Origin of the sequence: Streptomyces sp. PCS3-D2 (genome assembly GCF_000612545.2) — a bacterium.
Classification (GTDB): domain Bacteria; phylum Actinomycetota; class Actinomycetes; order Streptomycetales; family Streptomycetaceae; genus Streptomyces.
The window spans coordinates 7,076,896-7,102,468 of record NZ_CP097800.1; the positions used below are offsets into that span (position 1 = coordinate 7,076,896).

The 25,573-nt window shown below is 73.3% G+C and carries 23 protein-coding genes; 12 read left to right on the top strand and 11 right to left on the bottom strand.

What is annotated here, in order from left to right; translation table 11 throughout:
• The first annotated feature begins 55 nt into the window (after positions 1–55).
• Complete coding sequence (locus AW27_RS31705) at positions 56–1,063, top strand: LacI family DNA-binding transcriptional regulator (RefSeq protein WP_037922102.1); 1,008 nt, start codon at positions 56–58, stop codon at positions 1,061–1,063.
• 189 nt (positions 1,064–1,252) lie between these two features.
• On the opposite strand, the gene AW27_RS31710 is transcribed toward AW27_RS31705, so the two are convergent.
• Positions 1,253–2,233: an alpha/beta hydrolase gene (locus tag AW27_RS31710; RefSeq protein ID WP_052030649.1), complete on the bottom strand. Its 981-nt coding sequence runs from the start codon at positions 2,231–2,233 to the stop codon at positions 1,253–1,255.
• 230 nt (positions 2,234–2,463) lie between these two features.
• On the opposite strand from AW27_RS31710, the gene AW27_RS31715 reads away from it, so the two are divergent.
• The 5 genes from AW27_RS31715 to AW27_RS31735 all read left to right on the top strand — a co-directional run bounded on the left by AW27_RS31715 (position 2,464) and on the right by AW27_RS31735 (position 7,673).
• On the top strand, positions 2,464–2,967 hold the full coding sequence (locus AW27_RS31715; protein ID WP_052030652.1) for an ATP-binding protein: 504 nt from the start codon (positions 2,464–2,466) through the stop codon (positions 2,965–2,967).
• An 86-nt stretch (positions 2,968–3,053) separates the two neighbouring features.
• On the top strand, positions 3,054–3,884 hold the full coding sequence (locus tag AW27_RS31720; protein WP_078556488.1) for an AMP-binding protein: 831 nt from the start codon (positions 3,054–3,056) through the stop codon (positions 3,882–3,884).
• Positions 3,881–4,090, top strand: coding sequence for a hypothetical protein (locus AW27_RS31725; protein WP_037922105.1), 210 nt, complete (start codon positions 3,881–3,883; stop codon positions 4,088–4,090). The genes AW27_RS31720 and AW27_RS31725 overlap by 4 nt, the downstream gene beginning before the upstream one ends.
• Positions 4,091–4,698: 608 nt before the next feature.
• Entirely contained in the window at positions 4,699–5,268 is a 570-nt protein-coding gene (locus AW27_RS31730) for a hypothetical protein (RefSeq protein WP_037922108.1), read from the top strand.
• Between the two features lie 89 nt (positions 5,269–5,357).
• Positions 5,358–7,673 carry a bifunctional polysaccharide deacetylase/glycosyltransferase family 2 protein gene (locus tag AW27_RS31735; protein ID WP_236647648.1) on the top strand — a complete coding sequence of 772 codons (2,316 nt, stop codon included), beginning with the start codon at positions 5,358–5,360 and terminating at the stop codon, positions 7,671–7,673.
• Here AW27_RS31735 and AW27_RS31740 read toward each other — a convergent pair whose 3' ends face one another.
• The 3 genes from AW27_RS31740 to AW27_RS31750 form a co-directional block, all read right to left on the bottom strand.
• On the bottom strand, positions 7,674–8,528 hold the full coding sequence (locus AW27_RS31740; protein WP_037922111.1) for a DMT family transporter: 855 nt from the start codon (positions 8,526–8,528) through the stop codon (positions 7,674–7,676).
• Between the two features lie 103 nt (positions 8,529–8,631).
• The gene (locus tag AW27_RS31745) at positions 8,632–9,432 is read right to left on the bottom strand and encodes an ATP-grasp domain-containing protein (protein ID WP_037922113.1); all 801 of its coding nucleotides are present in this window, start codon (positions 9,430–9,432) and stop codon (positions 8,632–8,634) included.
• Positions 9,429–10,343 (bottom strand): ATP-grasp domain-containing protein, encoded by a 915-nt coding sequence (locus AW27_RS31750; RefSeq protein ID WP_037922116.1) that lies wholly within the window; start codon positions 10,341–10,343, stop codon positions 9,429–9,431. Before AW27_RS31750 ends, AW27_RS31745 begins: the two co-directional genes overlap by 4 nt.
• 349 nt (positions 10,344–10,692) lie before the next feature.
• On the opposite strand from AW27_RS31750, the gene AW27_RS31755 reads away from it, so the two are divergent.
• A complete protein-coding gene (locus tag AW27_RS31755) occupies positions 10,693–11,424 on the top strand; it encodes a DUF7873 family protein (RefSeq protein WP_037922119.1) in 732 nt (243 codons plus the stop codon).
• 420 nt (positions 11,425–11,844) lie between these two features.
• Here AW27_RS31755 and AW27_RS31760 read toward each other — a convergent pair whose 3' ends face one another.
• The 3 genes from AW27_RS31760 to AW27_RS31770 all read right to left on the bottom strand — a co-directional run bounded on the left by AW27_RS31760 (position 11,845) and on the right by AW27_RS31770 (position 14,285).
• Positions 11,845–12,570, bottom strand: a complete 726-nt coding sequence (locus AW27_RS31760; protein ID WP_037922122.1) for an anti-sigma factor — start codon at positions 12,568–12,570, stop codon at positions 11,845–11,847.
• Entirely contained in the window at positions 12,567–13,178 is a 612-nt protein-coding gene (locus tag AW27_RS31765) for a sigma-70 family RNA polymerase sigma factor (protein ID WP_037922921.1), read from the bottom strand. Before AW27_RS31765 ends, AW27_RS31760 begins: the two co-directional genes overlap by 4 nt.
• Before the next feature lie 99 nt (positions 13,179–13,277).
• Positions 13,278–14,285, bottom strand: coding sequence for a DUF1996 domain-containing protein (locus AW27_RS31770; RefSeq protein ID WP_037922125.1), 1,008 nt, complete (start codon positions 14,283–14,285; stop codon positions 13,278–13,280).
• A gap of 229 nt (positions 14,286–14,514) precedes the next feature.
• Here AW27_RS31770 and AW27_RS31775 point away from each other — a divergent pair, with 229 nt between their 5' ends.
• The 3 genes from AW27_RS31775 to AW27_RS31785 all read left to right on the top strand — a co-directional run bounded on the left by AW27_RS31775 (position 14,515) and on the right by AW27_RS31785 (position 20,494).
• The gene (locus AW27_RS31775; protein WP_037922128.1) at positions 14,515–15,276 is read left to right on the top strand and encodes a DUF1838 family protein; all 762 of its coding nucleotides are present in this window, start codon (positions 14,515–14,517) and stop codon (positions 15,274–15,276) included.
• A 454-nt stretch (positions 15,277–15,730) separates the two neighbouring features.
• Positions 15,731–17,494, top strand: coding sequence for a S8 family peptidase (locus tag AW27_RS31780; protein WP_078556490.1), 1,764 nt, complete (start codon positions 15,731–15,733; stop codon positions 17,492–17,494).
• 234 nt (positions 17,495–17,728) lie between these two features.
• Positions 17,729–20,494: a helix-turn-helix transcriptional regulator gene (locus tag AW27_RS31785; protein ID WP_037922130.1), complete on the top strand. Its 2,766-nt coding sequence runs from the start codon at positions 17,729–17,731 to the stop codon at positions 20,492–20,494.
• 16 nt (positions 20,495–20,510) lie between these two features.
• On the opposite strand, the gene AW27_RS31790 is transcribed toward AW27_RS31785, so the two are convergent.
• The 3 genes from AW27_RS31790 to AW27_RS31800 all read right to left on the bottom strand — a co-directional run bounded on the left by AW27_RS31790 (position 20,511) and on the right by AW27_RS31800 (position 22,348).
• On the bottom strand, positions 20,511–21,428 hold the full coding sequence (locus AW27_RS31790) for a glycoside hydrolase family 19 protein (protein WP_052030654.1): 918 nt from the start codon (positions 21,426–21,428) through the stop codon (positions 20,511–20,513).
• 141 nt (positions 21,429–21,569) lie between these two features.
• Positions 21,570–21,980 (bottom strand): rodlin, encoded by a 411-nt coding sequence (locus AW27_RS31795; RefSeq protein WP_037922132.1) that lies wholly within the window; start codon positions 21,978–21,980, stop codon positions 21,570–21,572.
• A gap of 176 nt (positions 21,981–22,156) precedes the next feature.
• Positions 22,157–22,348, bottom strand: coding sequence for a DUF5302 domain-containing protein (locus tag AW27_RS31800; protein WP_037922134.1), 192 nt, complete (start codon positions 22,346–22,348; stop codon positions 22,157–22,159).
• Positions 22,349–22,565: 217 nt separating this feature from the next.
• Here AW27_RS31800 and AW27_RS31805 point away from each other — a divergent pair, with 217 nt between their 5' ends.
• The gene (locus tag AW27_RS31805) at positions 22,566–23,927 is read left to right on the top strand and encodes an FAD-dependent oxidoreductase (RefSeq protein WP_037922136.1); all 1,362 of its coding nucleotides are present in this window, start codon (positions 22,566–22,568) and stop codon (positions 23,925–23,927) included.
• 170 nt (positions 23,928–24,097) lie between these two features.
• On the top strand, positions 24,098–24,760 hold the full coding sequence (locus AW27_RS31810) for an NADPH-dependent F420 reductase (RefSeq protein ID WP_037922138.1): 663 nt from the start codon (positions 24,098–24,100) through the stop codon (positions 24,758–24,760).
• Between the two features lie 243 nt (positions 24,761–25,003).
• Here AW27_RS31810 and AW27_RS31815 read toward each other — a convergent pair whose 3' ends face one another.
• Positions 25,004–25,522 carry a mycothiol transferase gene (locus AW27_RS31815; RefSeq protein ID WP_037922140.1) on the bottom strand — a complete coding sequence of 173 codons (519 nt, stop codon included), beginning with the start codon at positions 25,520–25,522 and terminating at the stop codon, positions 25,004–25,006.
• Positions 25,523–25,573: the final 51 nt, after the last annotated feature.

Consider the following 25,573-nt stretch of genomic DNA (forward strand, 5'->3'; position numbering starts at 1 on the left):
CTGAAAGGGAAGGAGCACCAGGGAAACCGGAGCACGACGAGCGTCGAGGGGCGTCATGGCCAAAGACACACACGTCCCCGCACCGATCACCAGCGCCGACGTGGCCCGGCTCGCCGGGGTGTCGCGCGCCACGGTCTCCTTCGTCCTCAACGACACCCAGGGTCACCGGGTCAGCGCGGGCACCCGGGCCCGAGTGCTCGACGCGGCCAAGCAGCTGGGCTACGTACCGCACGCCGCCGCCCGCTCCCTGCGCGCCGGACGCAGCAACCTCGTGCTGATGCCCGCGTCGATCTCGGCGGCCGGCCGGCTCGTCAGCGACTGGGTCGACGACCTGCACAGCGAACTCGACCGCCTCGGGTACACCGCCGTGCTCCACGCGGGTCGCTTCGCCGATCCCGTCGATGCCGCCCGGGCTTGGGCCGAACTGCGCCCGGCGGCCGTCGTCGCCCTGGACGGCGACCGGTTCACGGCCCCGGCGGCCGACCTGCTGACCCGGGCCGGCGTGCGCGCCCTGCTCGCCTTCGCGTCCCACCCCGTCGACGGCGTGCACACGATCGGCTTCGACCACGCCCGCATCGGCGCCACCGCGGCCGAGCACCTCATCGACCGCGGCCGGACCGCGATCGGCGTGGTCATGCCCCGCGAACGCGGCCTGGGCGCCATGGCCGAGCCGCGCCTCGCGGGCGCCGCGTCGGTGGCCGCCCGGCACCCGGCGACCGTCAGCCCCCTGGAGCTGTCCTACACCAGGGAGTCCGCCCGCGAGCTGGCCCGGCGCTGGCCCAGCCTCGGCCTGGACGCGGTCTTCGCCTACAACGACGAGTACGCCGCTCTGCTGCTCCACGCCTTCCGGGCGGAGGGCGTCCGGGTGCCGGACGAGGTCGCCGTCGTGGGATGCGACGACCTGGTGCTCTCCGCGCTTCAGCAGCCCCCGCTCACCACGGTCCGGCTGGACCTGCCCTCACCCGCGCGGATCGCGGAGGCCGTGCACGAGCTGGTCGAGACGGGGGCGTCGGCGCCGGTACCCGCCGTGGAAGCCGTACTGGTCCACCGCCAGACCTCCTGAAGCGGTGAGGCGGCCGCGCACGTCCGGGCGCCGGGGTCGTGCGCCACGCGGGGCGCCACCGCGGTGACGCCCCCGCGCGGGCGTCCGCCGCGCCGCTGCCCGGCCGTGGGCGCGCGCCCGCGCGTCACCGGACCGCGCCCGTCCCGCCCGCCGCCGGGCAGCGGCGCCCGCGGTGGGCGGGACGGGGTGTCAGGCGCCCGCGCCGAGGTGGCGGGCCAGGAAGGCGACGCTCGCCTCGACGATCGCCGCGATGTCCGGGGAGCCGAGGAAGATGTGGTCCGCGCCCTCCACCGGCTGGAGGGTGACGGCGCCTCCGGCGCCCTCCAGGGCGCGGGCGAGGGCCTCGCTCTGGCTGTACGGCACCAGGCCGTCCTGGGTCCCGTGCACCAGCAGGAAAGGCGGGGGAGGTGTCGAGGCTCGGGCGTAGGCGACCGGGCTTGCGGCCCGCGCCAGATCGGGCCGTTCGGCGGGGGAGGCCCCGAGCAGGGCCGTGTACGGGTCCGGGAGCTCCACGCCGGACGGCATCGGCGGCATGGGATGGGCGGCCAGGGCGACCAGGTCGGAGACGCCGTACCAATCGACGACCGCGAGCACACCGGTGTCGCCTGCCCCGACCCCCTGGGTGCCCTCCAGCGCGACGACGTCGTCCGGACCGTCCGCGCGGGGTGCGCCGTCCGCAGGGCCGACGAGGCCGGCGAGCGCGGCCAGGTGGCCGCCGGCCGATTCGCCCCAGACGCCGATGCGCTCCGGGTCGATGTCCAGGTCCCCGGCGAAGGCGCGGACGTAGCGGATCGCGGCCTTCACGTCGTGCAACTGGGCCGGGAAGGGTGCTTCGAGGCTGTGCCGGTAGTCGATGGAGACGAGCGCGAGCCCGGCCGCCAGCACCGTCCCGTGCAGCAGCGCCGCCGGTACGGTCGGCGGGGGGTATCGGCGGTCGCCGTCCAGCCAGCCCCCGCCGTGGATCCAGACCACGGCGGGGAACGGCCCTTCGCCGGCGGGCACCTGGACGTCGAGCAGCCGGGGGCGGAAGCCGGGGGTCGTCGCGTAGGTGATCCCGTCGAAGCGGCGCACGCCGTCCGTGCCCGTCACGGGCGTCACGGGGGGCCGGTACGGCGGGGGCGGCCAGGTCATGTCGGCGATGTCGAACGCGGTCGGAGGAGTGTGCGTCATTGCGGCCCTTCCAGATCGGCGGGGGTCCCGGCGGGGTAAGTGCAGGCTTCGCGCTGTTTGCCCGAAATGCTTGCGTGGGCAGCCGGGGGAGGCGTAGCGTGTTACACGTGTAATCAAAGACTCTAGCGACGCGTTTTCGCTGCTGACAAGCCGGGAGATGGTCCGGCATCCAGATCGATGACACGCGTCATCTCGGCGGCCGCGACGCCCACCCCCTCCGGGAGCACGTCATGCTCACCACCACCGGCGCGTCCGCCATGCCCGCGACCCCCGCGATCCGGCGCTTCGACCAGTGGGTCGCGGATCCGGGCGCCGCGAGTGTTCCGCAAGTCCGGGCCCGTGTGCGCGCCACGCTGAGCGCCTGGGCGGTTCCGCTCGACGTGACGGACGTCCTGCTGCTGGCTGTCAGCGAGCTCGTCGGCAACGTCGTCCGCCATGTGGGCGCGGGTCGGATGCGGGTCGGGGTCGCCTCGGGTGCCGGCTGGTTGCGCCTCGACGTCGCCGATCAGGGGGCCGGACTGCCGCGGCTGCCGGCCCCGCGCGTGGACGCCGACCCGGCGTCGGAGGGCGGTCGTGGGCTGCTCGTCGTGCAGCTGATGGCGGCCGAGCTGGGCGGTGGACTCTGCCTCGTGGTCGACGAGTTCGGCAAGACGGTCCGCCTGTGCGTCCCTGCCGCCCGAATCGGGGGCCGTGTGGCCGTCAGGCCTCGCCCGGAGGCCGCCCCGCTCTCCTGAATATCGAGAGATGTTGACGGGCGCCAAATATTCGACACATCTTGCTCCCCGAGTCCCCCGCTGCTCCCCGATCGAGGTGCCGCCCCATGGAGCTCTCCCCTTCTGCGCATGCCGACTCCTTCTGCCGAGACCGGCTCCCGCCCTTTGCCCTCTGGCCCGAACTCCACTTCGACCTCACGGAGTTGGATTACCCGGACCGCATCAACTGCGCCGGTCGACTGCTCGACGAAGCCGTCGAGCTGCACGGCCCCGACCGTCCCTGCCTGCTCACCCCCACCGAGTGCTGGACCTACGGCGAACTGCGCCACCGCGCCAACCAGGTCGCCCAGGTCCTCACCCACGACTTCGACCTCCGGCCCGGCAACCGCGTCCTGCTGCGCGGCCCCAACAACCCCTGGCTCGTCGCCGCGTGGTTCGGCGTCCTGAAGGCCGGAGGGGTCGTCGTCACCACGATGCCGATGCTGCGCACCGGCGAGCTCGCCGGTATCAGCCGGCCCTCGCTGGCCGTCTGCGACCACCGCTACACCGGGGAGCTCGAAGCCCTGGGCCGCTCGGGCGTACGGGAACCCGACGGCCCGCACGGACCCGCCGACCCGGCGGCCGGGCCCGCTCTCCCCGTGCTCGTCTACGGCGGGACCGGCCCGGCGGACCTGACCGCCCTCTGCGCGGCCAAGGACGGCCGGTTCGACACGGTGGCCACCGCCGCGGACGACGTCGCGCTGATCGCCTTCACGTCCGGCACCACCGGCCGGCCGAAGGCGACCCTGCACTTCCACCGCGACGTTCTCGCCACCGCCGACGCCTTCTCCCGGCACGTCCTGAGGCCGCGCCCGGACGACGTCTTCACCGGCACGCCGCCGAGCTCTCCGACGCCCGGGTCGACGTACTCGGCTACGCCTGCTTGGTCGCCATCATGAGCACGGGCCCGGGCTACCACCGGACCTCCGAACAGCGGTTGCACGCCCGGACGGCCGAGAACGGCGCCCCCGCCCCCGTCGTCACCAGTGCCGGGGCACTCGTCCACGGCCTGCACACCATCGTGCTCACCGGCCCGTACGCGAGGGCCCCGCTGCCCGGGGCGCGGCGGGACCCCGGTTACCGCATGGGAGGAGGCACCGTGTAGTTCGGGACCGACGGGTCCTTCGGGTCGAACGGTGTCGGCTTCCACGTCGGAAGCGGGGGCCGTTCGGGCGCCGGCGGCGGGTTCGTACCCCGGTGCGGGTTCTGCGGAACGGCCGCCGGGCCCGCCGGAGTCCGGGTCGGAGCCGGCCCGCCGGTGGCCGAGGGCGTCGGCTCCGCGGTGGGTGGGGAGGGCTCGCCGGCAGTCGGCTCAGGGGAGAGCTCCGACGGCGAGGGGGATGGGGCGGTTCCCGGAGCCCGGGAGACCGGCCCGTCGCCGTCCGGCCGGCTCGCGCCGCCGGAGCATCCGCCCAGCAGCAGGGCGCCGGCCAGCGCCACCGCCACGGCACCCGCACCCGTAGAACCCATACCCGTTGCCCCCTTCCCGCACGACCCGTCCGCCGGGGTCGGGCGATCCTAGCCCAGGCAGGCGCGCGGGATCCTGCCGTGCGCCCCCGGCCCGTTCCGTAACGGACGGAAACGGCCCGGTTCGGGCCCCCCGGAGTGACACCGGCGACGGTTCCAGCGCTGTAGGGCATGGCCGCCCTCCGACGGCCGCGCCCCGTCCCGACCACCGACGCCCCGTCGCCCGAACCCCAGAGGCCACGACGCATGCACCCAGCCCCCGGCGCCCCCGACGAGGACACGATGGAGCTCTTCCTCGGCGACATGGGCGCGGCCCGCCCGGCGCAGGGGCCGCCGGACGCCCTCACCGCAGAGGCCCCCGCATGCGTGGCCAGTCCCGTGTTCGTGGACAGTTCGGGGCGCAGGCAGCGTCGCGTGCGCCGGTGGGGCTGCCTGCTGGTGATACCGGCCGCCGCTTACGTGGTCCTGCTCCTGAGCACCCTGATGGGAGGCCCCACCTTCCCGTCGCCGTTCCTCCCCTCCGCCCAGGCCCCGCACACCCCGGCGCCCGACGAGTCGGCCCCGGCCGGCACGGCAGCCCCGTCCCTCCGGGGGACGGCCGGCCCCGGCGCTCCGGCGACTCCGGCCACCTCGCGATCCAGCGCTCCCGCTCCGGTCGCCAGCCCCGCGGCCAGCAGGGCCGCACCCGTCACCGGACCGGGCCCGACGAAGGCCGCCAGCCGACCGGCGGACCCGGTCCAGCCGTCCTCCAGCGGCCGCGGCCGCTTCAGTACGCCGCCCGGCCAGGGCGGCGGCAAGCCCACCGGCCGGCCCTGAGCCCGCGGGCCGGCGCCGCCCACCCCGCCACGCACCGTCCGCCCCCCGCACTGCACCACCCGACACAGCAGTCAGGAAGTCCCGCCCCCGTGTCGAAGAACCGCCGTCGCCGATCGCAAGGCCGGCACACCTCCGTACGCAACGTCCCCCTGCGCACCCACTGGCTGCTACTCACCGTCCTCGTGCTCACCCTCTCGGCGGCGCTGCTCCTCAAGGGCTACACCACGCACCTGTTCGACGCCCGCCCGGACGGGGCTGCCCGGGGGCAGGCGGCCGGGACGTCCGTACCGGCGGCGGTGGGTGCAGGGGGGCCGGTGATCGAGGGGGCGGCCGCCCGAACCGCCACCCCGCCACCCCGCACGATCGCTCTGACCTTCGACGACGGCCCCGACCCCGTCTGGACGCCGCGGATCCTCGACGTGCTGCACCGCCACGACGTGCCCGCGACCTTCTTCACCGTCGGCACCCGCGTCGCCGAGAACCCCGACCTGGCCCGCCGGATCGTCGACGAGGGCCACCAGATCGGCCTGCACGGGTTCACCCACACCGACCTCGGCACCGCCTCGGCCTGGCGCCGTTCCCTGGAGCTGCGCGAGACGCAACTCGTCATCGCCGGCGCCACCGGGGTCACCACGCCCCTGCTGCGGCCGCCGTACTCCTCCACCAACAAGGCGCTCGGTGACGCCGACTGGGAGGCGGTCGTCCAGGCCGGGACGGAGGGCTACCTGACCGTCCTGACGACCCTGGACAGCCAGGACTGGCGGCGCCCCGGCGTCGAACGGATCGTCGCGGGCGCCACCCCCTCGGACACGGCCGGACAGATCGTGCTGCTCCACGACGGCGGCGGGGACCGCGCGCAGACGGTCGCCGCGCTCGAACAGCTGGTCCCGCGACTCAAGGCGGCCGGCTGGAAGTTCGCCACTGTGGGTGACGCCGTCGCCCTCCCCGGGGCCGTGCAGAGCGCCGGCACCGCCGACCGGTGGCAGGGCCTGGCACTGATCACCGCGATCGGAACCAGCGACTGGATCCTCGACGCGCTGTCGTGGCTCCTGTGGGCGGCGGGCGCGCTCAGCCTGCTCCGCGCGGCTGCGGTGTTCGTCGCCGCGCGGCGGCACGTGCGGATGCGACGGCGGCCCTGGGGCGCTCCGGTCACCGAGCCGGTGAGCGTCATCGTCCCCGCCTACAACGAGAGCGCCGGCATCGAGGCGGCCGTCCGCTCCCTCCTCGCCTCCGACCACCCGGTCGAGGTCATCGTGGTCGACGACGGCTCCACCGACGGAACGGCCGACCTCGTCGAGGCGCTCCGGCTGCCCGGCGTACGCGTCATCCGGCAGCAGAACGCCGGCAAGCCGGCCGCCCTGAACACGGGCATTGCCGCTGCCTCCTGCAACCTGCTCGTCATGGTCGACGGCGACACCGTCTTCGAACCGGACGCCGTCCGCATGATCGTCCAGCCCTTCGCCCACCGCCGGGTGGGCGCGGTCTCCGGCAATGCCAAGGTGGTCAACCGGGGCGGTCTGCTGGGCCGCTGGCAGCACATCGAGTACGTCGTCGGCTTCAACCTCGACCGCCGCCTGTTCGACCTCGCCGAGTGCATGCCCACCGTCCCCGGTGCCGTCGGCGCGTTCCGCCGCGAGGCCCTGCTGAGGGTCGGAGGCGTCAGCGACGGCACCCTGGCCGAGGACACCGATCTGACCATGGCCCTGTGCCGGGACGGCTGGAGAGTGGTCTACGAGGAGCGCGCCAGGGCTTGGACGGAGGCCCCGGCCACGCTCGGCGCCCTGTGGAAGCAGCGCTACCGGTGGTGCTACGGCACCCTCCAGGCCATGTGGAAGCACCGCGGGGCCCTCGCTCAGCGCGGTCAGGCCGGCAAGCTCGGCCGACGGGGCCTGGTGTACCTCCTGATGTTCCAGGTCCTGCTGCCGCTGCTCGCGCCCGTCGTGGACGTCTTCGCCGTCTACGGCCTGGTCTTCCTCGACCCGCTCCGCATCCTCGGACTGTGGACGGCCTTCCTGCTGCTCCAGGTCCTGATGGGCCTGTACGCCTTCCGCCTGGACGGGGAGCGCCCCGGGCCGCTGTGGAGCCTGCCGCTCCAGCAGTTCGTCTACCGCCAGCTCATGTACCTCGTCGTGATCCAGTCGGTGTTCACCGCCGTCGCAGGCTCACGTCTGCGCTGGCAGCGGATGGAGCGCTACGGCAGTCTCCAGGTGCCGGCCGCCCCGGCCGAACCACACACCCGGCAGCCCCACGCCGATCCGGCCGCCGTGCCGTACGAGGGCCACGAGGGGTACGAGGGCCACGAGGGATACGAGGGGCACGAGACGGACCCGGCCTGGGCTTCCCACCCGGCGGCACCGGGCCCGCAGAACCACATCTGGCCCTCGCAGGAGTACCGGGGTCCGTAGTCAGGGCGCGTCCTCCCCGGCTCGGGACAGGGCGAACACCCCGGCGCAGACCAGGGCCACGCCCAGCAGTTGGGGGAGCAGCCACCAGCCCGAGCGGAGGTGTTCCTCGTACAGGACGACCCCGAGCGCGATGCTGATGCTCGCGTCGCCGAGGGTCAGGGCGGGCTGCGAGGCGATCAGCGGACCGCCCTGCATGGCGTGTTCGAGCAGCAGGAGGGCGCAGATCCCGCTCGCGCCGAAGGCGTAGGTCTCCCAGGAAGTGAAGAACGCGCCGATGCCCCGCTCGTCGAGGACGTGGACGGAGGACTTCATCAGGGCGGCCGTCAGGGCGTAGCAGACGGCGGTGGCCGCGCCGAGGCAGCCGGCCCGCGAGCGGCCGGGCGGCCGTCGCAGTCCGGCGACGGCGAGCAGGGTGACGACCACCGCGCAGGCCGGCAGCGCCACCGCCCACCGCTCGGCCGGCACATCGGTGCGGTTGCCCGTCGGAGAGGCGGCCACCAGCGCGACCCCGAGTCCCGCCACCACACCTGCCACGGCCAGCCACAGGGCCCCCGGCAGCCGCCGCCGGGTCAGCAGCGAGGCGATCAGCAGCGCGAGCGGCAGCTCCAACACGAACAACGGCTGTACGAGGGCGAGCGCGCCCGTGGCCAGCGCCGCGGCCTGACCTGCCCCGGCCGCGATCACGGCCAGGATGCCCACGACCCACACGGGCCGGCGCAGCAGGTCCAGGACCAGACCGAGGCGGAAGCCCTCGCTCTGCGGCACGGTCAGGGCGGCCCGGCGCTGGAGCACGGTGGCCAGCGCGTTGCTGAAGGCCGCGAACAGCGCGAAGAAGACCGGCAGCACGACGCCCATGTCCCGATCCTCACCGGGGACGCCGCCGGTCCGTGCCGAAACACCGGGTCGCGGGCGCCGCGGTCCCCGCATTCGCCCGTCCGGACCTGCCGCCCGGCCCGAGTCAGCCGCGGTCGGCCACCGCCCGGCGCAGGGCCAGGGCCGCGAGGGCTTCCGGGGCTCCGGACTGGCCGCGGATCCCGGGGAACGCGTTGACGTCCACGATCAGGGGGGTACCGCCGCCGGTGTCGATGATGTCCACTCCGTAGACGTCCAGCGCGAACACCGCTCCGACCCGGCGTACCAGATCGGCCCAGCCGGCGGGCAGTTCCTCCGGGGCCAGCGGGTGGGTCGGGCCGCGTCCCCCGGGGGAGAGTTCGGACCGGCGCAGGGCGGAGAAGACCCGGTCGCCGATGGCCCACAGCTTGTGGTCCCAGCCGTTGTTGGGAGCGTACTCCTGCACCACGACCGGCTCCTGGGGCCAGTCCCGGGCCAACTCCCGCAGTCGCGCGGCGTCATCGGCGCGGGCGACGAGGTCGCCGCGCCGGCTGAGCAGGCTCTTGACCACCACGGGGGCGGACGGCCGCGCCTCGCGCGCCCACGTCCCCAGGGCGCCGACGGTACGGGTCCCGGCGAACGGCAGACCGGCGCGCAGGGCGAGCCCGGCCATCTCCCTCCGGTCCTGGCACAGCGCCGTGGCCGCCGCCGTGTTGACCACCGGCGCTCCCCGGCGCTCCAAGTACCGGGCGAGCCCCAGCGCGTGCGGGGTGCGTGACTTCAGCAGGTACACGTCGGCCAGGGGAAGCGGCACGTCCCCGAGGGTGACCGGATCGAGTGCCTCGACCTCGTGCTCGGCGGCGAGCAGCGCGGTGGTGTCCGCCAGCAGCGGATGTCCTGGCTCCGGGGTGATCAGGCCGATCTTCATACGGAGTCACCCGCCGGGGCATGGATCTGCGCCGAGGCCTGGGCCGGGATCGACAGGGGGAGCGTGTGCGGCAGCGTCACGGGCGCTGCCGGCGCCGGACCTCCGGCCCGCGCCAGATCCAGTACGGCACGGGCCACCCGCGCCGCCGCGTCCGGCACCTGCCGGAAGCTCGGGAAGTCGTTGACGTCGACGACCACCGGGCCGTCGGGACCCAGCAGCACGTCCACCCCGTACAGGTCCAGTCCGTACACGGCACCCACCTGCGCGGCGATCGCGGCCACCTCCGCCGACAGCGGCACGCGGCGCTCGCGCACCGACGGATCGGGGTGCAGCGGGGAACAGCGCTCGGTCGCGAACAGCTCCCCGCCGACCGCGTACACCTTGATGTCCGTACCGGAGTTGGGTACGTACGGCTGGGCGATGAGCATGCCCTCGCCCGCGAGGACGGGCAGCAGCGTCTCCAGTGCCTCGGGCGAGGACACCAGGTGCACGGCCCGGCCGGAGCTGCCGTCGGCGGGCTTGACGACGAGCGGGTACTCGGCTGCCGGAATCTCCCCGAGCAACTCGGGGCGGGCGACGGCGTATGTGGGCGGCAGCGGGAGCCCGCGGCCGTGTCCGATGGCTGCGGCCAGCGCCTTGTCCCGTACGCCGCGGATGGACCGGGCGTCGTTGACGGTGGTCAGCCCGGCCGCGGCGGCGCTCTCCAACAGGGTCAACCCCGGGCCGCCCGACACCGTCTTGAGGACCCAGGCGTCGTGGGTGCCCGCGTCCACCACCTCGGTCATGCGCAGCAGCGAGCCGCCCGGCCGCACGACGTCCACGCGGTGCCCCCACGCGGTCAGCTGCCCGATCACCTCGTTCGGCATACCGTCGTGGCGGTAGTGCTCCTCCACCAGGAAGCAGAGCCTCATCGACCTTCCCCAAAATTCCCGGACGTCCGCCGAATCCGCCCGGCGAGTTGTGACGTCACAGGATGTCATGGACCGCAATGTGATGATCGGTCCGCCTGTGGGTTCCGCCCACCGGAGCGCTCGCGGCGGGCGTCCGACGTCCGGGAGCGGCACCTGCACAACGCCGCGACGCGGCAGCCCCGTTCCCGCCGGCGGGGATCGGCCGCCCGCTCGGCGCTCGGGATCCGGGGACCACCGCGCAGCCGGCCGACTCCGCTCTCCCGCTCGGGAGCGAGCACCGGATCCGGGCCGGGCGCCGACGCCGGAAAACCGCGTGAATCATCGGACAGGAGGCTGTTAGGTTCATCGCGTGCCGAAGCTGAATCAGATCATCGCAGTCGAAAAGGGCGTCAAGTCCAAGTCCCTCCAGGAGCTCACCCAGGCTCACCACGACGTGCAGAAGCCCGCCCTGCTGGCCGGCATCTCGCGGACGTACCAGCCCAAGGACGAGGAGGGTGAGCAACTGCCGCCCGAGTCCACCCGGGTGCAGGTCAAGGCGGAGGACGTGCTGCGCGCGACGGCCGGGACGCTGACGCGGCTCTTCGACGTGACGGCCACCAAGGACTGGGCGAACCGCACCGCGGCCGCCGACGTGGTCGTCGACGGCAACGTCCTGCTCGCCCAGGTTCCCGTGCCGTACCTGCTCTTCCTGGAGAAGCAGCTCACGGACCTGCACACCTTCGTGCGGAAGTTGCCGGTGTTGGACGCTTCGGAATCCTGGAACCTGGACCCGTCCACGGACGCCTGGAAGACGGACCCGGTGCGCACGATCCGCACCAGGAAGGTGCCGCGCAACCACGTCAAGGCCGAGGCCACCGAGAAGCACCCGGCCCAGGTCGAGGTGTACTACGAGGACGTGCCGGTCGGCTACTGGACGACCGTGAAGTTCTCCGGCGCGCTGCCCGCCCGGCGGGTCAACGAGCTCCTCGACCGCGTCGAGAAGCTCCAGCAGGCCGTCAAGTTCGCCCGTGAGGAGGCCAACGGCGCCGAGGTCACCGACCAGCGGGTCGGGGACGCGGTGTTCGGCTACCTCTTCAGGTAGCCGTCGAGAACCCCTCCCGCATGTCTGCGGGAGGTGCGCGAGAGCGCAAGCTGAAACTGATGTTGAAGCTGAAACAGGGGTGTCAGTTGGGGGTTCGAATCCCTCCCCCGGCATTGCGTGCCGGGGTGGCCCAAGCCGGTAGAGGCGGCCCCTTGAATCTCAGACTATCGCTCCAGTCTCAGTATTCGCCGCCGAACACCGGATCGACCGGGTGCGGACGACCATCGACGGATGGGGGTTCAAGTCCCTCCTGCGCCTCTTTCCATGGCGCGGTAGTTCAAAGGCAGAACACGTCGACCTCAGAATGATCCGCGACTCTTCAACGTGCCGGTGTGCGCAATTGGGTGGCAAACAGGAGCCCGGGAGCTGGATATGCTCCCGGGCTCCGTCACGTCCGCGCCGAGGTCACCCGGTCAGAGGTCACACGGGAACGGACACGAAGGTCCGGCCGGCCTCGTTCTCGACCAGGACCGCCTTGACGTCGGCCCGGTCCACGGCCGCCGAACCGTCCAGTCCGGCGCCCTTGGCCTCGCCGTTCTCCTGGCTGCCCACGACCCAGCTGCCCGCGGTCGTGCGCTTGCCGTCCTTGGAGACCACGATCAGCCGGCAGCGCTCGCCCGCCGGCACTCCGGTGACCGCCGCCCGCAACCGCACCCACTGGGCGGCCGGCGTCATCTGCACGGTCATCCGCGCACCCGTGCCCGCATCGGTCGCGGAGTGCAGCGTGGTTCCCTTGGGCGGGGTAGAGGGGTCCGCCGAAGCGGTCGGCGATGGGGGCACCGGCAGCGCGACGGGGTCGGGATCGCCCCCGGCCAGTTGCGTACCAGCCCAGAACACGGCGGCCAGCGACGCCGCCACCGCCAGGCCCGTGAGCCCCGCACGACGGCGCGCCGCGCCCGCCCGCTCGCCCCGCATCTGCCGCAGGGTGCGCTGGAGCAGCAGGTCACCGCCCTGCGGCGGTCCGTCGAGGAACGCCTCCTCGGGCACCTCCCCCAGTGCCGCCTCCATCTCGCGCAACGCGGCCACCTCCTCCCGGCACTGCACGCATCCGCTCATGTGTTCCTCGACCCGGCGGACCTCCTCGGCGTCCAGGACGCCGAGCACGTACGGGCCGAGCAGTTCCTCCTCGTGCCGCTGCCGGTTCATGCCACCACCTCACGCAGTCCGGCCGGCTGCTGGGGCGGCCTGCCCGATCCTTTTCCGTCTCTTGTTCCGCCGTCCCGGAAGCCGTCGTCCCTGAAGACGTCGCGTAGGGCCTTGAGCGCGTAGTGCGAACGCGACTTGACCGTACCCGCCGGGATGCCGAGCGTGTCGGCGGCCTCCGCCACGCTCAGCTGCCGGTAGTACAACTCCTTCAGCACGTCGCGGTGTTCCGGGGACAGCCGGTCGAGAGCTCCCAGCACCGTCATGCTGTCCACCACCGAGTCGGCGTGGTCCGCCTCCACCGGGGGAGCCGCCGCGGAACCGGAGACCTCCGGGGGCCGGGCGGCCCTGGCCCGGTACCGGTCGGTGATGATGTTCCGGGCCACGGTGAGCAGCCAGCCGCGCACCGAGCCCTTCCCGTTGACGAGGACCTCGGAGTGCCGCCAGGCACGTATGAGGGTCTCCTGCACGACGTCCTCGGCGGCGGCCCGGTCTCCGGTCAGCCGGGTGGCGTACGCGAGCAGGGCGTGTCCGTGCTCCTCGTAGACCGACCTGATCAGCGCCTCATCGGTCGAGCCCCGCCGCGTGCGGGGCCACAGTGGTCCGGCCATCTCACCCTCTCCGTCTTCCTCGCTTGCGTGGTGCGGTCGGAACACGCCGGCGGCGCCGATACGGTTCATGTGACCTGTGTCACGCGAGGGTTCGGGCCGTCACGTCCGGCAGACGCGGCCCTCGTTGAGGCACGCGACGACCGCGGCCATCTGCGGCTCGGTCATCGCGTTGACGAACATGGCGTGGTCGGTCCGCGGGCTGTGCCGTTGCTCGGGAAAGGAGTCGATGGCCATGGGCGCGCCCGGGGGGAGCGCGTAGGCGAGGGAGAGGCGGAGTTCGGGCACGGGGAAGGTGTCGGCGGGGCAGACTCCGTTGCCCCCGGGGAACAGCAGGTGCGAGCGGTGCCCGGGGCTCGCGGCGTCGAGGCCGTTCCAGCAGCTCGGGAAGACCAGGGTGCGGGTGACGCGTTCACCCTCGGGGCAGCGCGGGTAGCGGGTGGTGGAGCGTTCGGGGGAACCGGAGCATCCCCAGCGGGCCCGGACGTGGGCGTCGCCGCCGGAAGTGCGGGCGGCCGCGTCGCCCGTCATCGCGCGCAGGAAGGGCGGCATCGCCACGACCTTGCTCACCGGATTGCCCCGGAACTCGACCCGTACCGAGGCCTCCGGCACGATCTCACCGGTGTTCCCGTGTCCGGCGGACGTCTCGTGCGGGCGGGTGCCCGGCCGGTCCGGGCGGCGCAGGACGGGCCAGTAGTACGTCGACCGGTCGCCACCGGCGCAGCTCGTGGCGGCGGCGGCCAGCGTGCGGTCGGCCGACATCGCGTCCGCGGACAGGTTTCCCACGTAGGAGTGCGTGTGGTGGGCGCCGCCCCGCACGCCGGGCGAGACCACGAGGTTGTCCTCGTTGTAGTGCCCCTGCTCGTTGCGGCCGCAATCCACCAGCATGGACCCCGGCGAGCCGTCGCCGCGATCGGCGGGCGCGGCCGGAGCAACGGCGGGGGAGGGCGGGACCTGCCGTATGTCCACGTAGTCGGACGCCGCCGGGGCACCGGATTGCGCCTCGGTACGCGGACCGGAGGCGCGCGTGGCGCCGAGCACCGCGGCGGTCAGCCCACCGCCCAGGACCAGGCAGATGACCAGAGCGAGCAGTCGGTGTCCATTCCCCATGGCGGTCACGGTTGCCGCTGCCGCCCCCGGCGTCAACCGGGCGACCGCATGGCGGTCGCCGAACCGCCGTTCACAGGGCCTGAGGTGGGGCGATGCATCGCACGGGACCGCAGGGACGCCGGCCGGCCCCGGCACCGCACCGACTGCGGGAGGCGGAGGCCGCCGTGGACGCCGTCGCGGTCCCGAAGGTCCCTTGTCCGGCCGGTCGGCGACCGGACACAGTGGGCCCATGACACAGGCAGCGACACCCGCCGAGCTCCTGCACGCATTCGCCCGCACCCGCGCCCGGCTCGACGGCGGCGAGGTCACCTACTGGTGGACCGGCGACGTCCACTCCTGGGCGCCGGGGGAGCCCTACCGGCGACTTTTCGGCTTCGAAGGGCTCAACGTCTCCCGCCTCGTGGCGGACGAGGAGGACGGTGGCTACCGGCTGCTGTCCCGTGAGGCCGCGTTCTACCTGGACCCGGTGACCCGCGAGATCCTGGACACCTGGCAGGACAGGCCCGTCGTCCACGTGTGGAACGACCCGGCCAACCAGAAGTGGCGCCCCTTCCCGGTCCCCGTGACCGAGTTGGGCGACCAGATCTGCTTCAGCCTGGAGATCCCGCTCGCCTATCCTTCCCCGCTGCCCGTCGAGGAGTACCCGGACCACTCCGCCGACGACACCTACCGGGCGCTGGAGCTCTTCCAGTTCTTCGCACCCGCGACCGCCCTGACGGCCGGCGGGGTGAGCGTCCCGGCGACGATGTCCTGGACCCGCATGTCCCCGTGGCTGCCGTGGATGCGGCAGGGAGCACGCCCCGGCGGACTCACCTTCCACTGCCGCGGCCGCAAGCTCGACAGCTACGCGCAGGTGCCCGAACGCACCCGTGCGTACATCGCGGACCACCACCCCGAGTTCGCCCACGCGCCGGAGAGCTGGAGCGAGCCGAACGAGACGAGTTGGACGTACTTCCGCAGGCTCTGCCCGCCGGACCGCGCGGAGTCCTGAACGGCACCCCGGCCCCGCCGGTCCGGCCCCCGGCGGGCGATCTGCGACCCGCACCGGAAAACCCCTGACCACGCCCCCTGACGAGGGAAGCCGGGGGAGCCGCGGGGGGCGGACAAGGGTTTTCCCCGTATCCGGTTCATCCCCGCGTTGCCTACTGTCTGCCCACCGGCGATCTTCCCCGGGCAGGTGGCACACACTCCAACCCCACATGGCGTGTAGGCCTCCCACCGGGGGAAGCGGGCCGGGACCGCCGTTGCCCCTGCCTCGCCGTTGCGGCCGGGGTCAACGTGGCGTGCGGCGGAGGCCGGGGCGAGACCGACCAACTCGCTCCCGGCCCCGCAGCCGCCGGAACCTCCCACACTGCACCGAACCGGCCGGTCCGGCCTGCCCGGAAACGGCCCTCGAAAGGGATCACGTGCACGCAACGAGACGCAGGCTCATATCCGTGGTGGCCATGTCCGTCACCCTGCTCGCCGGCACCGCCACCGCCTCCGTGGCCGTGGCTTCCGAGACGCCCGCCGCGGCCCCCGCCGCCGCTCTCGCCCCGACCACGCCGGTCGAGAACCTGATCGTCGGCTACAAGCCGTCCGCCTCCGAGGCCAGCTCCAACAGCGCCGCCGCCGCAGACGCCGCCGCCAAGGGCAAGAAGGCCGGCAAGAAGGCGAAGTTCGACCGCCGCCTGGGCACCGGTGCCGCGCTGGTCAACCTCGGCGGGACGGTCGCGCCGACCGAGGCCGCCGACGTGATGGCCCAGTTCCGTGCCGACCCGGACGTCGCCTACGTCGAGCCGGACACCCGCGCCTACGCCACGGCCGTGACCCCGAACGACACCGAGTACGCCAAGCAGTGGGACCTCTTCGAGTCCACCGCGGGCATGAACGTCCCGGCCGCCTGGGACAAGACCACCGGCTCCGGCGTCACCGTCGCCGTGATCGACACCGGCTACGTCGCCCACTCGGACGTCGCGCCGAACATCGTCCCCGGCTACGACTTCATCAGCAGCGCCACCTACGCCCGCGACGGCGGCGGCCGCGACAGCAACCCCGCGGACGAGGGCGACTGGAACGCCACCGACGGCGAGTGCGGCGTCGGTTCCAGGGCGAGCAACTCGTCCTGGCACGGCACCCACGTCGCGGGCACCATCGCCGCGGCCACGAACAACTCCAAGGGTGTCGCGGGCATCGCGTACAACGCGAAGATCCAGCCCGTCCGCGTCCTCGGCAAGTGCGGCGGTTCCACCTCGGACATCGTCGACGCCATCACCTGGGCCTCCGGCGGCTCCGTCGCCGGTGTGCCGGCCAACGCCACTCCGGCCAAGGTCATCAACATGAGCCTCGGCGGCCCCGGCGCCTGCGGCACCAGCTACCAGAACGCCATCAACGCGGCCGTCGCCCGCGGCACGACCGTCGTCGTCGCCGCAGGCAACAGCAACGACGACGCGGCCGGCTACTCGCCCGCCAGCTGCAACAACGTGATCAACGTGGCGGCCAGCAACCGCGCCGGCGACCGCTCGTACTACTCCAACTACGGCTCGATCATCGACATCGCCGCCCCGGGCGGTGAGACCCGCCGCGCCACCGACACGCCCGGCACCGTCACCACCCCCGAGAACGCCATCCTCTCGACCCTGAACGCGGGCACCACCACCCCGGGCGCCGAGCTCTACAAGCCCTACCAGGGCACCAGCATGGCCGCCCCGCACATCGCGGGCCTCGCCGCGCTGATGAAGTCGGCGAACCCCGCGCTGACCCCGGCCCAGATCGAGACGGCGATCAAGAACAACGCCCGTCCGCTCGCCGGCACCTGCACCGGTGGCTGCGGCGCCGGTCTCGCCGACGCCGCCGCGACCGTCGCCGCCGTGACCTCGACGCCGACCGGCACGTACTTCGCGAACACCGCGGACTACGCCATCAGCGACTACACCACGGTGGAGAGCCCGATCACCGTCAGCGGCGTGACCGGCAACGCCCCGTCCGCCCTCAAGGTGGGTGTGAACATCGTCCACACCTACATCGGTGACCTCAAGGTCGACCTGATCGCCCCGGACGGCTCCGTCTACACGCTCCACAACCGCTCGGGCGGCAGCACCGACAACATCAACCAGGTCTACACCGTCAACGCCTCCTCCGAGGTCGCCAACGGCACCTGGAAGCTCCGGGTCAACGACAACGCCCGCGGCGACAGCGGCAAGATCGACTCCTGGAATCTCACCTTCTGAGACGACTGACGTCGACTCGGGGTCCGGGCCCAACTCCGCCTGACGGAGCGATAGTACGGACCAATAGAATCCCCGGGCCTGCCGATACTACGGGTATCGGCAGGTCCGCCGGGTTTTCGGTGCCACGTGACTGAATTCTGCGTCACAATGCGGCTCCAGCAGCCGCCCGACCTCGTATTCTCGCCTCTCACAGGAAGGCACAGGAGCCGGGGACCGGAAGGCTGGAGGCGGTGCGTGGCGGCGACGGGGCACGCTGACACAAGCGTCGGACACGGAGAACTGATCAAGGCGGTCGACCGCGCGCTGACGAACCACGGCCGGGCGCTTCTGACCGGACCCGCCGGCGCGGGCAAGACCGAGGTCCTGCGTGCCGTCGCGGCCGCCGCCGGAGCCCGGCGCGAGAGCGTCCTCGCCCTCGCGCCGGAGGCCGCGGACCGATGGATACCCGAGGCCTCCGCCGCGGCCCTCCTCGCCTCCGTCCCCGCGGCCGCCCTGGAGCAGCTCTCCGGCCCCCAGCGCACCGCCATCGCCCTCCTGCGCCGCGAGGCCGACGCGCCCGGTGCCGGACGCGACCACGTCGCCCTGCGCCTGGCCGTCGTCGAGGTGCTCCGTACCCTCGCCGCCCGCCAGCCCGTCCTCCTCGTCATCGACAACGCCCAGTGGCTCGACGCCGAGAGCACCGACCTCCTCCGCTTCGCCCTGCGCCTCACCCCGCCCCGCGTACGGGTCCTGGCCGCCGAACGGGTCCAGGGCGGAGCCCCCCTCGGCGCACCCCTCTGGGGCCCCGGCGTCCCCGCCGTGCGCGTGCCCCCGCTCGGCGCCGACGAGGTCGCCGAACTCCTCCTGCGCCACGGCCTGCCCGCCCGGCTCGCCGGACGCATCCACCAGGCCAGCGGCGGCAACCCGCGCCTGGCCCTGGCCCTCGGCCACTCCCTCGCCGAAGCCGCCGAGGCCCGCGACGGCAGCGCCCACCACGCCGACCCCCTGCCCGTCTCCGGACAGGCGCGCGAGGTCGCCCGCGGTCTCCTCGCCGGCGCCCCCGCCCGGGCCCGCCGCACCCTGCTGCTCGCCGCTCTCGCCTCCCGCCCGACCGTCTCCCTGCTGCGACGGGCCGGCCGCCCCGACGCCGAGGCGGAGCTGGCCGAGGCGGAACGGGCCGCGCTGGTCAGGGTCGCGGAGGACGGCGCCGTCGAGTTCACCGCGGGAGCCCTGCCCACCGCGCTCGCCGCCGACGCGGGCTGGCCCGAACGTGCGGCCGGGCACGCCGCGCTGGCCGCCGCGGTCGACGACCCCGTCCAGGCCGTACGCCACCGGGCGCTGGCCACCGACACACCCGATCGGGGGCTCGCCGCCGAGATCACCGAGGCCGCCGCGGTCTGCCGCAGCCGCGGCCAGCGGGCCCTCGCCGCCGAACTGGGCCTGCTCGCGGCCGAACGCACGCCGTTCGGACTGCCCGGCGAGGAACTGGCCCGCCTCGTCACCGCCGCCGAGGACGCCGGCTGGGCCGGCCGCGCCGACCTCGCGCGGCGCGCCACCCGGGCCGTCCTGGCCCGCGACGCCTCGCCCGCCGACCGGGTACGCGCCCGGCTCGCCGTGATCGACGCCGCGGGCCAGGCCCTCGGCACGCTCGACGAGACCTTCGCGTACGCCATGGACGAAGCCGCCGGGGACCCCGCCCTGCAGGCCGCCGTCCAACTGCGGATCGCCTGGAAGCACAACCTCAGCGACGGCGACCCCGTCCGCTCCCGCGACGCCGCCGCCGCGGCCGGCGCCCTCGCCGCGCAGGGCGGCGACCAGACCGCCGAGGCCATGGCGCTGACCGTGCGGGCCCGCATGGGCCGCATCCTCGGGGACGCCGGAGCCGAGGAAATCCTCGACGAGGCCCTCGCCCTGCCCGCGCCCGAGGTGCCGCTCGGCATGCGCAACGCACCCCAGTACCTCGCCGTCCGGCACGCACTCTTCGACGACCGGCTCGCCGACGCCCGCCGCCAGCTGATGGTGCTGCTGCCGGCCGTCCGGCGGACCGGTTCGGCCGAGGACGTCTTCGAGGTGCTCCGCAGCCTCACCGAGGTGGAACTGCGCAGCGGCCGGTGCGAGGCCGCCTCGGCCCACGCCCGCAGGGCCCTGGAACTGACCATCGAGGCGGGCCTCTCGCCCGGCCCCGCCTGGTACGTCGCTGCGACGGCCGAGACCATGGGCGGCAGTTTCGCGCGCGCCGAGAGTTACGCGCGACGCGGCATCCAGGCCTCCCAGGAGGAACAGGACCAGGTCTTCCTCTCCCGCGGGCTGCACGCCCTCGGGCTGATCGAACTGGCCACGGGCGAAGCGGCGAAGGCCGTCGCCACCCTGCGCCGCGTCGCCGAACTGGAGGCCGCCCAGCAGGTGGTGGATCCCTCGATCCTGCGCTGGCACGGTGAACTCGCCGAGGCGCTGATCGCCGCGGACGCACCCGGCGAAGCCGCCGACCTGATCGGTCCCGTCCGCACGGTCGCCCTCGGGCTCGGCCGCACCGGCGTCGTCGCCGCCCTCGACCGGGCCCGCGCTCTCTGCCTGTCCGCGCAGGGCGAGGCGGACGCCGCCGTCCGGCTCCTGGAGGAGACGGCGCAGCGCTTCGACGGGCTCCGACTGCCGCTGGAGCGGGGCCGTACGCTGCTGGCCCTCGCCCGGGTGGAGCGCCGCCGCCGACGGCGGGCGCCGGCCCGGGCGGCGCTCCGGTCCGCGGCCGAGGTGTTCGAGCGGGCCGGGGCCGCGCCCTGGACTGCGCTCGCCCGGGAACCGGCTCCGGGCGACGCGGCGGGATCTCCGGTCACCGCGGCCGCGACCCTGACCGAGGCCGAGAGCCGCCTGGCGCTCCTGGTCAGCCAGGGCGCGAGCAACCAGGAGGCCGCGGCGAAGCTGTTCCTCAGCGTCAAGACCGTCGAGTCCCGGCTGACCCGCATCTACCAGAAGCTGGATGTACGGTCACGGGCCCAGCTGGCCACCGCGCTGCGCACGCGGTGACCGCACGCACCCCGCGTCAGCAGCTCAGGTTGGCGCCCGGGGTGACGCCCAGCAGCTGGGTGAAGCTCTGGTACTTGGAGATCCGGCTCTGGACCTGGGCGGGGTTGCCGCCGTTGCATTCCAGGGCGCCGTTGATGGAGCGGATGGTCTCGCCGAAGCCCGCGCCGCCCACCATGGCGGCGTGAGCGGTCATCGTTCCCGGCCCGTTCTGCGTGTTCCAGTACCAGAGCGCCGTCTTCATGGCGACGGCCGGATCCTGCTCCACGAGGTAGGGGTTGGCCAGGAGGTTGATGCCGAGGGCGTCACCGGCTGCCTTGTAGTTGAAGTTCCAGCTGAGCTGGATGGGCCCGCGGCCGTAGTAGGCGGCCTGTCCGGCCGGACAGCCGTACGGCTGCGTCGCGTCGCAGTAGTGCGGGTAATTGGCGGTGTTCTGCTCCACGATGTGCACGAGGCCGCCGGTCTCGTGCGAAACGTTCGCGAGGAAGGCGGCGGCCTCGCGGCGTTTGACCGTGTCGTCGCCGGTCCTGGCGAAGCCGGGATAGGCGGACAGCGCCGCGACCAGGCCGTTGTAGGTGTAGAAGGGATTGCGGTTCGGGAACATCTGGTGGAACTGGGCCTCGGAGACGACGAATCCGGACGGGTCCGGGTCGGGGTCCGGGTCCTGGCCGCCCCCGCCGCAGGTGCCCTGGTCCGCCCACACGCCCCACTGGCCGGTGGTGCCGGGCGTCTCGCCCTGGGTCCACCACTTGGCCTGCCAGTTACGACCGCCGTACGAGGCGCTCATGCCGTTGGTGTAGACGGCCGAGGAGGCCCACGGGGAGGCGCAGGGGGCCGCCGCGGCGGCGGGGGAGGACGGAAGGGCGATGGCGAGACCGGCCGTGACGGCCGCGGCGGCGACCAGGCTGAGGGCGCGGCGGCGAAGCGCACGTATCACGTAACTGCTCCTTCAGTGGGGGGACTTGCCGTGGGGGGCAACAGCGCCCACTGAAACGGAATGGTCTGAACCTGTCAAGGTCTAGACCAAAAGGGGCGCCGGTGTCACGCGTGTCGCGTGACACCGGCGCGGAAGACTCGATCAGCTGCCGGCGGAGAGGTTGCCGGACAGGACCGGGATGTTGCTGGCGATGTGCGAGAGGGACTCGTCGCCCTTGGCCTGGGTGGAGTTCTCCGCGCACTGCTGGTTCTGCGGGTTGGACAGGACGTTGACGTCCTGGACGCCGACGTTGGCGAGGACCGCGACCAGGGACTGGGCGTTGACCTTGGCCGGCAGGCCGACGCAGAGCTTGTTGAGGGAGCCCTGGATCGGGGCGAGCTGCGGGCTCTGGTTCCCGCGGGTCTCCGCGTTGCCGTAGATCTGCGCCGAGTCGTTGCCGTTCACGGTGCTGACGCCGTTGTCGTTGCCGATCGCCATCGCGGGCGAGGCGGCGGCGCCCGCGCCGAGCACGGCGGCGGTGGCGGCGGCGGTGGCCATGAACTTCTTGAGCATCTGGGGGATCCTTCGGTCGCGCTGTCGCATCGGATGGCTGCCCACGGCGGGGCGCGCTGATCAACTGCTGACGGCGCCCGGGGTTATGCCCCGTCACCCGAGTGGCCCAACGGACCGTCGGACCGGCCGGGCCCCGCCGCGGTGGCGGCGGGGCCCGGATCCCGGAGTGGGGAGGGTCAGCCGCTCTTGCGGCGGACCTTCTTGGTCTTGCCGCTCGCGGCGCTGCTGGAGCCCTGTACCTTGGCCCGGTTCTGGTGCGCCTGCTGGGAGTGGGCCTTCGCGGCGTTGCGCTCCAGGGCCTCCCGGAACCGGCGCTTGGCCGCTTCGGCCGGGGACTCGTCCTGCGGGATGCCTGCTTCGTCAGCCATTCGTCCTCCTGGAGTGATCAAGCGGCCCCAGTCTGTCAGTCGCCGTACCTGCTGACCAGCGAGTTCCTGGATGCCCCAAGGGTGCCTTGGGGAGGTTATAAGTTTGAGTTATGGGGGCATAAACCGGCACCGGGTGCCGGGTTAGGTTTACCTTCATTTAGGGTTCCCTTTGATCCGACGTGATCCAACCTGCCGTCGCTCGAAGGGAACCTCTGCCATGCCTCGCCCTCTGCGGGTAGCAATCGTCGGTGCCGGCCCGGCCGGCATCTATGCCGCCGACGCGCTGCTGAAGTCCGAGGCCGCCGTTGATCCCGGTGTGTCCATAGACCTCTTCGAGCGCATGCCCGCGCCCTTCGGCCTGATCCGCTACGGCGTCGCTCCCGACCACCCGCGGATCAAGGGCATCATCACGGCCCTGCACCAGGTGCTCGACAAGCCGCAGGTCCGCCTCTTCGGCAACGTCGACTACCCCGGCGACATCAGCCTCGACGAGCTGCGCTCCTTCTACGACGCCGTGATCTTCTCCACGGGCGCCACGGCCGACCGCGCGCTCTCCGTCCCCGGTGTCGACCTCGACGGCTCCTACGGCGCGGCCGACTTCGTCTCCTGGTACGACGGCCACCCGGACGTGCCGCGGACCTGGCCGCTCGATGCCGAGAAGGTCGCCGTGCTCGGCGTCGGCAACGTCGCCCTGGACGTCGCGCGCATCCTCGCCAAGACCGCCGACGAACTGCTGCCCACCGAGATCCCGGTCAATGTCTACGACGGCCTCAAGGCCAACAAGGCCGTGGAGGTGCACGTCTTCGGCCGCCGCGGCCCGGCCCAGGCCAAGTTCAGTCCGATGGAGCTGCGCGAGCTGGACCACTCGCCCCACATCGAGGTGATCGTCAACCCCGAGGACATCGACTACGACGAGGGCTCGATCGCCGAGCGGCGCGGGAACAAGCAGACCGACATGGTCGCCAAGACCCTGGAGAACTGGGCGATCCGCGACATCGGCGACCGGCCGCACAAGCTCTTCCTGCACTTCTTCGAGTCGCCCTCGGAGATCCTCGGCGAGGACGGCAGGGTCGTCGGTCTGCGGACCGAGCGCACCGAACTGGACGGCACCGGGAACGTCAGGGGAACCGGCCGGTTCACCGACTGGGACGTCCAGTCCGTCTACCGCGCGGTCGGCTACCTCTCGGACGAACTGCCCAAGCTTCCCTGGGACGTCGAGTCCGGCACCGTCCCGGACGAGGGCGGCCGTGTGATCGACGCCGGCGGCCACATGCAGTCGACATACGTGACCGGCTGGATCCGCCGCGGCCCGATCGGCCTGATCGGCCACACCAAGGGCGACGCCAACGAGACCGTCGCCAACCTGCTCGCCGACCACGCCGAGGGCCGCCTGGGCGCGCCGTCGTCCCCGGAGGCGGAAGCCGTCGAGTCCTTCCTCGCCGAGCGCGGCGTGCGCTACACCACGTGGGAGGGCTGGTACCGGCTGGACGCGGCGGAGAAGGCCCTCGGTGAGCCCCAGGGCCGTGCGCGCGTGAAGATCGTGGAACGCGAGGAGATGCTCGACGCGAGCGGCGCCTGATCGCTGCGGGCCGGGACCGGACGGGCCCGGCCCGTCCGTGCGAGCGGTGGCGGAGGGGAGGCCCGCCGCCGTCCCCCGTACGGGGGACGATCGCGCCGGAACGGAATTGTGGGCCGTGCAAGGGAGTTGGACACGAGCAGGACTCTGACCCCGCAGGCACTGGAGAGCTCATGAAGATCGGCATCATCGGCGCGGGCAACATCGGGGGCAACCTCACCCGCCGCCTCACCGCCCTCGGGCACGAGGTCGCGGTCGCCAACTCGCGGGGGCCCGAAACCCTCACCGCCCTCGCGCAGGAGACCGGCGCCACCCCCGTCACCGTGGCCGAGGCGGCGCAGGGTGCCGAGGTCGTCGTCGTCACCATCCCGTTCAAGAACGTGCCCGACCTGCCGGCAGGCGTCTTCGACGGCGCCGCTCCGGGCCTCGTGGTCATCGACACCGGAAACTACTACCCCCGGCAGCGCGACGGCCGGATCGCCGGCGTGGAGGACGAGGGACTGACCGAGAGCCGCTGGACCGAGCGGCAGCTCGGACGCCCCGTGATCAAGGCCTTCAACGGCACCTACGCCCAGGACCTCCTCGACCGGCACCGCCCGGCCGGTGCCGCGGACCGGATCGCGCTGCCCGTCGCGGGCGACGACGAGGCGGCGAAGAAGACCGTACGCGACCTCATCGAGGAGCTCGGCTTCGACACGGTCGACTCGGGCGGCCTCGACGACTCCTGGCGGCAGCAGCCCGACACCCCCGTCTACGGACTCCGGGAGGGCGTCGAAGGGGTCTCCCGGGCCCTCGCCGAGGCCTCCCCGGTACGCCCGGCGGCCTTCCGCGGCTGAGGGACGGCGGACCGCGGCCGGTAGGCGGCCGGCCGGTGGCAGCGGCCCTGTCCGGGCAACGGGACGGTGTCGGCCCCGCACCGGCTGCCGCAGAGCCCGTCCACGCTGACGCCTCTCGGAGGGCGGTCCGGCAGTGGGGGACACCGGCGGGCGGCGGGTCCGGAACGGGTCTGCGGGGCCTGCCCGGACCGCAGGGCGGCCGACCCGTGCGGGCCCCGTGGGCGGAAGCGGACCCGTAGGGGCTCAGGACGTCCGGCCCCGCTCCAGCACCCCGCGGACGAAGGCCGCCTGGCCCGCGTGCTGGAGGTCGTCGGCGAGCACGCTGACCAGGCGGACTCCGAGGGTGACCGGCGGGTCCCAGCGCTCGTCGACCACCCGGTCCAGGTCGGCGGCCGCGAGCCCCCGGACGAAGCCCAGGGTCTGCTCGTGCACCGCGTCGAAGTAGCCCAGCAGGAGCTCTCCCGCATCCACCCTCACGGTGCCCGCCTGCCGCGCGGAATGGGCGTAGCCGGTGGATTCGGTGGGCAGCCGCAGGGCGAACCGGTCCGCCCAGCCCCCGGCCTCCCACACCTGCTCCAGGCCTGCCGCGGCCGCGATGTGGTCGTCCTGGATCCGGGTCAGGTGCCAGACCAGCCAGGTGACGGAGTTCGCGGCCGGGTCGACGCGGGCGTTCAACAGGTCCGCGGGCGCGCCGTCCACGGCCTCGTACACGGCCTCCCGGATCCGGCCGAACCCGTCCGCGATGACGTCCGTAGCCTTCATGCACCCACCATGCAAGGCCCGGCGGCCCACCCGGTGCGAACGACACGCGGG